The organism is Streptomyces sp. NPDC046870, from assembly GCF_040704595.1.
GTDB lineage: Bacteria > Actinomycetota > Actinomycetes > Streptomycetales > Streptomycetaceae > Streptomyces > Streptomyces argyrophylli.
In genome coordinates this window covers 87,854-97,434 of sequence record NZ_JBEYXM010000029.1, presented here as the reverse complement: position 1 = coordinate 97,434, position 9,581 = coordinate 87,854, and the positions used below count along the sequence as shown (strand labels likewise).

General features: G+C 73.4%; 8 protein-coding genes. 3 read left to right on the top strand and 5 right to left on the bottom strand.

What is annotated here, in order from left to right; translation table 11 throughout:
• The first annotated feature begins 352 nt into the window (after positions 1 to 352).
• Complete coding sequence (locus tag AB0946_RS36575) at positions 353 to 643, top strand: IMP dehydrogenase (RefSeq protein ID WP_366765029.1); 291 nt, start codon at positions 353 to 355, stop codon at positions 641 to 643.
• 97 nt (positions 644 to 740) lie between these two features.
• On the opposite strand, the gene AB0946_RS36570 is transcribed toward AB0946_RS36575, so the two are convergent.
• The 5 genes from AB0946_RS36570 to AB0946_RS36550 form a co-directional block, all read right to left on the bottom strand.
• A complete protein-coding gene (locus AB0946_RS36570) occupies positions 741 to 1,994 on the bottom strand; it encodes an Ig-like domain-containing protein (RefSeq protein ID WP_366765028.1) in 1,254 nt (417 codons plus the stop codon).
• 170 nt (positions 1,995 to 2,164) lie between these two features.
• A complete protein-coding gene (locus AB0946_RS36565) occupies positions 2,165 to 3,193 on the bottom strand; it encodes a helix-turn-helix domain-containing protein (protein ID WP_366765027.1) in 1,029 nt (342 codons plus the stop codon).
• 163 nt (positions 3,194 to 3,356) lie between these two features.
• The gene (locus tag AB0946_RS36560) at positions 3,357 to 3,932 is read right to left on the bottom strand and encodes a helix-turn-helix transcriptional regulator (RefSeq protein WP_366765026.1); all 576 of its coding nucleotides are present in this window, start codon (positions 3,930 to 3,932) and stop codon (positions 3,357 to 3,359) included.
• Between the two features lie 53 nt (positions 3,933 to 3,985).
• The gene (locus tag AB0946_RS36555; RefSeq protein ID WP_366765025.1) at positions 3,986 to 5,545 is read right to left on the bottom strand and encodes a helix-turn-helix transcriptional regulator; all 1,560 of its coding nucleotides are present in this window, start codon (positions 5,543 to 5,545) and stop codon (positions 3,986 to 3,988) included.
• Positions 5,542 to 5,856, bottom strand: a complete 315-nt coding sequence (locus AB0946_RS36550; protein ID WP_366765023.1) for a helix-turn-helix transcriptional regulator — start codon at positions 5,854 to 5,856, stop codon at positions 5,542 to 5,544. Before AB0946_RS36550 ends, AB0946_RS36555 begins: the two co-directional genes overlap by 4 nt.
• 310 nt (positions 5,857 to 6,166) lie before the next feature.
• Here AB0946_RS36550 and AB0946_RS36545 point away from each other — a divergent pair, with 310 nt between their 5' ends.
• Both AB0946_RS36545 and AB0946_RS36540 read left to right on the top strand, forming a co-directional pair.
• Positions 6,167 to 9,133, top strand: coding sequence for an AAA family ATPase (locus tag AB0946_RS36545; protein WP_366765022.1), 2,967 nt, complete (start codon positions 6,167 to 6,169; stop codon positions 9,131 to 9,133).
• Positions 9,134 to 9,243: 110 nt separating this feature from the next.
• Positions 9,244 to 9,417 (top strand): hypothetical protein, encoded by a 174-nt coding sequence (locus tag AB0946_RS36540; protein ID WP_366765021.1) that lies wholly within the window; start codon positions 9,244 to 9,246, stop codon positions 9,415 to 9,417.
• The last annotated feature ends 164 nt before the right edge of the window (positions 9,418 to 9,581 follow it).

The following is a 9,581-nucleotide window of genomic DNA, read 5'->3' as shown; positions in this document are numbered from 1 at the left end:
GCCCATCCGCGGCGGGGCCAGCAACGGCTCGATCACCGCCCACGACTCATCGGTCAGCTCATGACGACGCACCATGAACAGACCAACGACGCCAACACTTTGCGGACACGCCCTAGGGCCTCTCGTTCGGGTCATGCCGGGCTCGCGGGCCTGATCCGAAGGAAAGGCGCCTGACGAGTGGTGCCGCCGGGTACGGGACAGCCCCGACCGGCGTGGCCGCCGGCCGGGGCTGTCCCGTGAAACGTGTGGTGTGAAAGGGCGGTCGCCTACGCGGCGAAAGGCTCTGCGGGGCTTCAGCCGAACGATCGTCCCCGCAGGCAAGGGGTGAGGCCCGGGGACACGGTCCCCTTCACTGCCACGTGTCCCTCAACCACACACACCCGCCGGACATTCCCGGGCCGCCCGGACGGCTCGCGGACCACGCGTCGAAGAGGGCGTCGACGGCTACGTCCCCTACGCCGGCGACCTCGACGAAGGGCTCGCCGTGACCATCGCCAAGCTCAAGACCACGATGGTGTCCTGCGGCTCGACCACTCTTCCCGGGTTCCGGTCCACGGCCCGGCTGACCCTGGTCTCCGACCAGAGCTTCCAGGAGAGCCACGCCAACGTCACCCTGCGGGACGCGCCGGCGACCGTCGCCTGAGGCCCTGACGCGGCAGGCGGTGGCCGATCGGGTGTCGGCCACCGCCTCGCGGAAGGGATGCCGGTTCCGCCGGCCGGGGAGTGGCGTGGTGTCCGGGTCAGGCGGACGGGCTGCCCGCGACCCACTCCTTCCACGGCACGTTCCAGTCGCCGAGCCCGTTGTCCGGGGCCGGCGTGGTCTTGTCGCCGGAGTTCTTGACGATCACGAGGTCGCCGATCATCGACTGGTCGAAGAACCACGCGGCGGGCTGCTTGGCGTCGCCGCCGCTGCGGACGTCCTTCAGGCCCACGCAGCCGTGGCTGGTGTTCACCTTGCCGAAGACGGAGTCGGCGGCCCAGTAGTTGCCGTGGATGAACGTGCCCGAGTCGGTCAGGCGCATGGCGTGCGGTACGGCCTTGATGTCGTACGAGGGCTTGCCGTCCTTCTCCGTGAGGCCGACGCTCGCCCCGTTCATGTGGACGTGCCCGAACTTCTCGGAGATCACCATCTGACCGTTGTACGTCGGGTGCTCGGCGCTGCCGGACGAGACCGGGATCGTCCTGATGGTCTTGCCGTCCCGTACGACGGTCATCTGCTTGGTCTTGGCGTCGACGGTGCTGATCTGGCTGCGGCCGATCTTGAACGTGACCGTCTTCCGGACGCCCTCGCGGGTGAGCGTGACGGTGACGGTGGAGCCGGGCTTCCAGTACTTCTCGGGGCGGAAGTCCAGGCGGTGGTCGTTGAGCCAGTGACCGACGACCTGCTGGCCGCTGCTGGAGCCGACCTGGATCTCCGACTCCACGGCGGCCTTGTCGCCGACCGCCTTGCCGAAGGTGAACGTCACCGGCATGCCCACGCCGACGGTCGAGCCGTCCAGAGGGAGGAGGTGCCCGACGAAGTCGTTCGGGGAGACCGTGGTGATCGTGGCGTTGCCGGTGGCGGAGCGGCCCTCGGCGTCCTCGGCGTCCGCGGCGATCTGGTACCTGGTGGCACGCTCCAGCCGGCCGTCCGGCTTCCAGGAAGTGCCGTCCGCGGAGAGGGTGCCGGGGATCTCGGCGCCGGCCGCGACGGCGGTCATGGTCACCTTGGTGAGCTTGCCCTTGCTCACGGTCACACCGACCGGGTCGTTGATCCCGACGTCGTGGGCGCCTTCCCCGGGCGTGATCTCGATGCGGGCGTCGGAGGCGTCCTGAGCGGCCGGCTGCGTCACCCGCGCCTGCGGCTGCGGGGTGTTCCCGGTGTCGTCGCCGCTCGTGGTGGCGGCGTGGCTCGTGCCGCCGAGGGCCGTGATCGCCAGTACGCCGCCGAGTACGCCGGTCGTGGCCCTCAGCCCGGTGCGACTTGTGAACAGCGTGATCAAGCGCTTCTCCATGTCACTGGTCTGTGCATCCCTGCGCTGATCGCCGAGAAGTGCAACCAGCCATGCCATCACTTATAGGCACACCTCTGCCCGAAAATGGGCAAAAAGTGGTGAAGGCCACGCATGGAAACGAGCACGTCATCGAGTGCCTTCCGGCCCCCGGCACGGGCTCGGGAGGCGGCTCAGGCGCCGGTCCCGGCCTGGCGTCCCTCGTCCCGCGACTCCTCGTCCGGTCTCCACCAGCCCCGCCGAGCCGCCAGCACGCCGGCCTGGAACCGGCTGGTGGCACCGAGCCGCCCCAGGAGCGCCTGCACCCGCCGCTGCACCGTGCGGTGCCCGATGCCCAGGTGACGGGCGATCGCCTCGTCGGGCAGCCCGAGGCCCAGCAGGGACACGATCCGCCGCTCCTCCTCGCTGACGAAGTCACCTCCGTCGTCGGGCCCCGCGCGGTCCGGCACGAAGGGCTGCGCCTGCTCCCACAGGGTCTCGAAGAGCACGCTCAGCGCGTCGAGCAGGGACGAGGGGTGCACCAGGACGCAGGTGTCCAGCACCCGAGGGGTGGACACCAGCGGGATCAGCCCCGCCTGGTCGTCGGCGAGCAGCAGCTTCATCGGCGCCCGGGGCACCACCCGTACCGTCTCGCCGGCCGCGACGTCCCGCTCGATCCGGCTCACCACGCCCGGCAGGTCGAGGGCGTCCCGGCCGTGGATGAAACGGCTGCTGATCTGCCGGCCGGTGATGTTGACGACCGAGTTGACCCGGCCGCCGTCCCCCGGCACCGCGTAGGGCGGCGCGTCGATACCGCGGATCTCCCGTTCGGCCCGGCGGAACAGCTGCTCACCGCAGCGCGCCACGCCGTCCACACCCGTGATCACCTCGATCGGCGACGCGGAGTCCTGTCCGCCCCTGGCCCGGTGATGGCGTTCGCCCAGGCGCTGCGCGAGGGCCCTGACCCGCTGGATGTCACGTTCACGGGCGAGCAGCAGCACCTCCACCGCGTGCTCCGGCGGCAGTGCCGTGTACCGGGGCGGACGGCCGGGGACCCGGGCGATCAGGCCCCCGCTCTCCAGCCGGGCGAGCGCGCCCTCCAGCTCGTGCCGGTCCGCGCGGGTCAGCGCCGCCAGCTCCGGCACGGTGAGCGACCGGTTGTCGACCAGTGCGAGATAGGCGGTCTCGGCACGCTCGTCCAGACCCAGGGCCTCCAGCACCACGCACCCCCACCACCGACCGGTCGGGGCAGTGTATCCGGTGCACACGTGTGCCGGTCGTGGCGCCGTACGGCGGTGCCGTGGGCCGTGGCCGACGGAAACCCCGGGTGGACGACGGTGTGCCGGTCAGCACGTCGGGCCGTGCTGCGGGTCTTGTCGGTGAGGATCAGGCGGCGAAGCCGATGTTGGTGACGTACTCGTACTGGCCCCACTCGGACCCGAGGTCCACCACCGCGTCGTAGATCCAGGCGTCGTCCAGCGCCTGCGCGTCGCCCGCCGCCCACGCCTCGACGATGCGGTCCCAGCGGCGGACGTTCAGCGTGCGGTAGGCGACCACCCGCTGACGGGGGCGGAGGACCTGGGACTGGTTGAGCGGGTGGAACTCCACGCGGGTGCCTCGGCCCTCGCGGTTGAGGCGCGCCACCAGGTAGCGCGAGACGTTCTGGCGGCGGACCGCGCGGTACGCCGTCTCGATCCGTTCCAGGTTGCTCTTCGAGGGGTTCCGTTCGCCCCGCAGCCAGGCCCTGAGCGTGCGGTCGGTGACGGTCAGGCCGGCCGCGCGGGCCGCCTGGCGGGACTGGTCGCTGCGGGTGAGGTACCGCAGGCGGGCGAGCAGCCCGCGCCGGGCCGTGACCGGGGTGGCGACGAACCCGGCCAGCGCGTCCAGCTGCCGGGCGACGGCCTCGTACCCCTTGATGCCACGCGCCCCGTAGGCACCGAAGTTGAGCGTCCTCTCCGGCATCTCCCTGTCTCCTGCCGCCCTTCGACCCGATACGGCTTCACGTACGCGTCACGCTACACGTCCCGGTCGGCCGCCACCGGGGTGCCGACGGTGTACACGTCCTTCACCTTCACCTCGCTGACCCCGCGCCCCTCGGGGAACACCGCGCGCCAGTCGCCGATCACGTGGAGTTCGTCGGTGCCCATCGCGCGGACGACCATCAGCCCCTCGTCGTAGGCGCGGTGCGCCTTCCACCACAGGTTCGCGAAGGCCTGCGAGCGGATCAGGTGCATCCAGTCGGTGCGGTACAGCTCCCGGTTGTAGTTCGACTCCCCCATGGTGGAGACGAACTTGGAGTACATGGCCTTGACGTACTCCAGCGTGACGTCGTCGTCGTGGGCGATCGCCCGGTCCCGGGCGTCCTTCAGCGCCACGCGGAACTTCTCCAGCAGTCCCTCGGTGGCTCCGGAGGTCCAGGACTCGTGGATCTCCGGGGGGTCGCACAGGCCGTACTTCGGTCCCGACAGGCGCAGCAGCAGGCGCAGGGTCGGCTCGGTCACCCAGAGCGGGCCCGGCTCGTCGCGGCTGCCGACGGGGTTGGGCAGGTAGGCGTCGTGCTCCCAGGCGGGCGGGGTGATCAGGTGCACGCCGGCGCGGCGGCGGTCGTGCTGGTTGCCGGTGGAGTGCTCCAGCTGGCCGAGCGGCAGGTGCGTCTTGAGCGCGGACAGGTAGGCGCCGTTGACGTCGAGCGCCGTGACCTCGTACTCACCGGGCGGCAGTTCGGCGCGGGTCCACTTGGGGCGCGCCTCCCAGATCTGGTCCGGGCCGCGGGAGGTCTGCTTGCGCAGGACGTCGGGCAGCCAGGGGTGCGCGACGATGTCGTACCGGCCGCCCTTGCGGGTCTGGTCCAGCAACGCCATCGCGTCCGGGATGGCACGCCTGACCAGCGCGGCGGTCGCCGCCTCGACGTCACCGCCGTGCTGGTCGAGGGCGGCCGACACGGCGGCGGCGATCAGGTCGGGGTCGTCGGCGGTCTTGAGCCGGCGGCCGGCGGTGACGACCTTGACACCGCCGCCCGTCCGCGGACGGGGGTGTGCGGAGGCGGGCGGGGGCGCGGCCGGCGGCGCCTGGCGGGTCGCAGGTGTGCGCTCGGGTGTGCCGCAGTGCGCGGGGTCCAGGTGCTGGGGGAATCCGGCGACCTGGTGGTGGGCGGGGCGTCCGCACAGGACGCAGGGCCGAGGGGTGGACAGGGCCACCACGTCCTCGTCGCCGCCGTCGCCGTCCTCGTCACCGTGGCCGTGCTGCTGGCCGGCCCCGGCCTCGGCCGGTCCGGCCACCGCCGGTTCGGCCACCGCCGGTCCGGCCTCGGCGGGCTGCCCGGCCGGGTCCGCCGCCGACAGCTTCGTCCGCGCCCCCTTCAGGAAGTACGCGTACTTCTCCCGGACTTCGCCGCTCGGGTCGCGTCCGGACTCCCAGCCCGCGACCGTGGACGGGCTGACCTGAAGGGCCCGCGCGAGCTGGGTGCGGGAGAGGTTCAGTCCCTCGCGCAGGGCGCGCCGTTCCGCGGCGGGCGGCAGCGGGACCTCCTGCCTGGCACCGGCGAGCAGGGCGTCGATCGCGTCGAAGTCCGTCATCGGGTTCCCCCGTCCGGTACGGCCGCGGGGCGGGCGGTGGCGGGGCGGCCGCCGGGAAGGCGGCGGCGTGCCGTGGGCAGGGCCTCGACGGCGCGGGTGGGTCCGGCGAGGAGGTCGAGGACGTCCACACCGTAGTGTGCGGCGACCGCGTCGCAGTCGGCCAGGCTCCACGCCGCGCTCCCGGACTGCCGGCGGCTGACCTGGGCCTGGCTCACCCCGAGCGCGGCGGCGAGAGCGGTCTGCGACTCGCCGGTCGCGTGCAGCAACGCGGCCACCGCGGACCGCACTCGCTCGGCGGATCCGATACTCATGAGGCCGAACCTAGCACGCCGTGCACATCCTTCATGCGGAACACGCATGGTTCCTGCGGGCAAGGCGCCGGGTGCGGGGGGCCGGCCCGCACACCTCGGCGATCGTGCGGCGAAGTGTGGCCAGGCTGCTCGACGCGCACGCGGCGGTCCGCTCGGCTTCGGGCCTGTCCCGAGTGCGACACGTGTGACAGAGTCGGCGTCGGCTCGCGAAGAAACATACGGACGCCTTCCTGGTGTCATCCGCCCGTACACCTCCGTGCAGTGCGGGACTGGAGTCGGCGTCGGCGTTCCGACGGTCATCTGAGGGGACATGACGGTGAGGGAAGGGACCCATGGCAAAGGCGGCGGCCTGCTCCCGGCGCTGTCCGCGCCGCGGTTCGTCGGCCGGGACGACGAGCTCGGCACACTCGCGTCGGCGCTCGGACGTACCCCGGCGGTCGTGCTGATCGAGGGTGAGGCGGGCATCGGCAAGACCCGCCTGCTGCGCGAGTTCCTGGCGTCCCAGACGGCGAGGGGGCGCCGCGCCCTGGTCGGTGCCTGCCTGGAGTTGCGGGTGCCGTACACGCTCGGGGCGGTGGTGGACGCCGTGCGCGACGGCGTCGACAACGTTGCCGCGCTGCGTCTGAACGGGCTGGCCGGCGCGCTCAGGCCGCTGTTCCCGGAGTGGGCCGACGACCTGCCCCCGGCACCGGAACCGCTGGAGGACGCCACCGCCGCCCGGCACCGGCTGTTCCGGGCCTTCGTCGAGGTCCTCGGCCGGCTCGACGTCGCGGTCCTCGCGCTGGAGGACGTCCACTGGGCCGACGAGGCGACTCTCGAGTTCCTGCTGTTCCTCGTCTCCCGCCGGCCGCAGCCGGTCAGTGTGGTGGTGACCTTCCGCCGGGACGAAGTGCCCTCGGCCTCCCCGCTGTTGCGGCTGTCCTCCCGGCTGCCCCCCGACGCCCGTCCGGTCAGACTGGCGCCGAGACCGCTGGACGTCGCCGAGACCGCCTCGTTCATCTCCTCGATGCTGGCCGGCGGGCACGTGTCGCACGCGTTCGCGGCCTTCCTGCACGCGCGCACCGCCGGAGTCCCCCTGGCGGTGGAGGAATCGGTGCGCCTGATGCACGACCGCGCCGATCTGATCCGCCGCGACGGCGGCTGGGCGCGACGCCGGCTGGACCGCATCGAGGTCCCGCCGACGATCCGCGACGCCATGCTCGAGCGTGTCCAGCGGCTCGGCCCCGGCACCCGCGCCGTGCTGTACGCGGCGGCGGTGCTCTCCGGCCCGGCCGACCACGCGACGCTGCTCGCGGTCACCGGCCTGCCGGAGGAGCGGTTCGCGGAGCAGTCGGCCGAAGCGCTCGGCAGCGGCCTGCTGCGCGAGGACACGTCCGGGCAGTGGTCGTTCCGGCATCCGCTGGCGTGTTACGCCGTGTACGACGCCATCCCCGCCGGGGACCGGCGTGTCATGCATCTGCGGGCGGGCCGGGCGCTGCGGCGCTGGCCGGTGCCCCCGGTGGCGCAGCTGGCGCGGCACTTCCGGCTGGCCGGCGACGCCGAGGCCGCGTGCCGGTACACCGAGGAGGCGGCCGACCTCTGCGTCCAGTCCGGGGACGTGGCCACCTCGGCGCTGCTGATCCACAGCCTGGTCGCCACCGTCCCGCTGCCCGCCGAGGTACTGGTACGTCTGGTGACGAAGATCCAGTTCCAGGCGCTGTCCGGCTCCGACCCGTACTCGGCGATCATCGCGTCGCTGCGTTCGGCCCTCGCCGGCCAGGTCCTCACGGCGGCGCAGCAGGCGTCCGTCCGCTTCCAGATCGGCCGGGTCCTGATGGTGGCGGGCGAGATCGAGGCGGGCCGCGGCGAGATCCTCACCGCGATCGCCCATCTGCCGCCCGGCTCCGCGGAGATGGCGCGCGCCCGTGTCCTGCTGGCCCTGCCGCTGGGGAACGCGCGGCCGGTCCGGGAGCACCTGCGGTGGCTGCGGGAGGCGCCGCCGCCGACGCCGTCGATGGCTTCCCTCGACCGGCTGCACCTGTCCGTGGAGCGCGCGTTCGCGCTGCTCATGCTGGGCGAGGAGGCCGGCTGGGCGGCGGCCCGAGAGATCCCGGACGACGTCCCGGAGCCGCGCGCGGCGTCCATCGTCGTGAGCGGCCACACGAACGTCGGCGAGGAGGCGACGCGGTGGGGCCGGTACGAGGAGGCCGGGGCACGGCTCGCCCGGGCCCGGACCCTCGCCGAACGCCACCAGCTCCTGGACTACCTGGACAGCATCGCCTCCTCCCAGGCCCACCTGGACTGGTTCACCGGTGCCTGGTCCGGACTCGCCGAGCGGACGGCGCGCCTGCTCGGAGACGACAGCGGCGTACGGCTGAAGGACCGGTGCGAGGCGGCCCTCGTGGCCGGGCTGCTGCACGCCGCCTCCGGAGACCGTGAGGCGGCCGGGGAGCGGCTGTGTTTCGCCGGACGCGACGACCAGCAGCGCATCGAGGCCGCGGCGGCGCTGGCCCAGTTGTGCCTGCGCGACGGCGACGTCGACGAGGCGCTCCGGCTGACCGACCAGCTCGCCGAGATCGCCGTCGGCGGCGGCCTGTGGTCCCGTGCCGTCGAGATCGCCCCCGCGCGCACCGCCGCCCTGGCCGCCGCCGGCCGGCTCCAGGCCGCCTCGGAGGTGGCGGACGCTTTCGAAGGGGCCCTGGGCGACCGGGACGCGCCGGCGGCCCGGGCCTCCCTCGTCCTGTGCCGCGCGATCCTGGCGGAAGCCGGCGGCCGCCTCCTGGAGGCCGCCACGCTGTTCACCCGTGCGGCCACCGCCTGGGAGGCACTGCCCCGGCCGTACGACGCCCTGCTCGCCAGGGAACGCTCCGCCCGCTGTCTGCTCGCCGGGGGCCGGGAGGAGTTGGCGCTCCCGGCGCTGTCGGACGTCGCCCGGGCGCTGTCGGGGCTCGGCGCCTCCGGCGACGCCGGCCGGATCGTGCGGTTCCTCGACGGGCGGGGAGGCAGGGTGCCGGCGGTGCCGCGCGGCCGGGGGCGTCCCGGCTACGGCAACCGGCTCTCGCCGCGCGAGCTGGAAGTGGCCCGGCTGCTGGTCGAGGGGCTGACCAACCGGCAGATCGCCGACGCGTTGGTGGTGTCGGCGCAGACGATCGCCAGCCAGGTGAAGTCGGCGATGCGCAAGATGGGCGTCACCTCGCGCACGGCGCTCGCGGTCAGGGTCGTCGAGTCGGGCCTCGTCGGCGACCTGGACCAGTCGGGCGTCGGCGGCCTGAACCCGCGGCCCGCGAGCGACGAGTGAATTCGGCACGCCGTCCAGGGGACGACGAAAAGTCCGGTGCCGGACGGCGGGATTAAATCCCGCATCCGAGTGATCGTCCCGGCCGCCGGCACGCCCGCACACTCATGGCCATGCCGCCCGCCGAGCCCCCGACGCCCGCCCCGGAAGACGCCCCGTCCGCACCGGAACCCCGTCCCCTGGACGGACCCGTGCCGGCCGGGCCGCCGTCCGACCGGGCGGGCTCCGCCACCCCGGACGACGGGAGGGCCGGCGCCGACGACGACGCCGAGTACGAACCGCTCTGACGCGGGGGCCCTGGCGCGGGGTGCCGAACAGCCCGGGGACGCCGGCCGGCCGGCGTCCCCGGTGCACGGGGAGTCCGATCGCCGACGCGCCGCAGGTCGCCGACCCGGACCTGTTCGCACGTTCCACGTCGTTCCTCACAAGGGAGACTCATCGATGAGGTCAA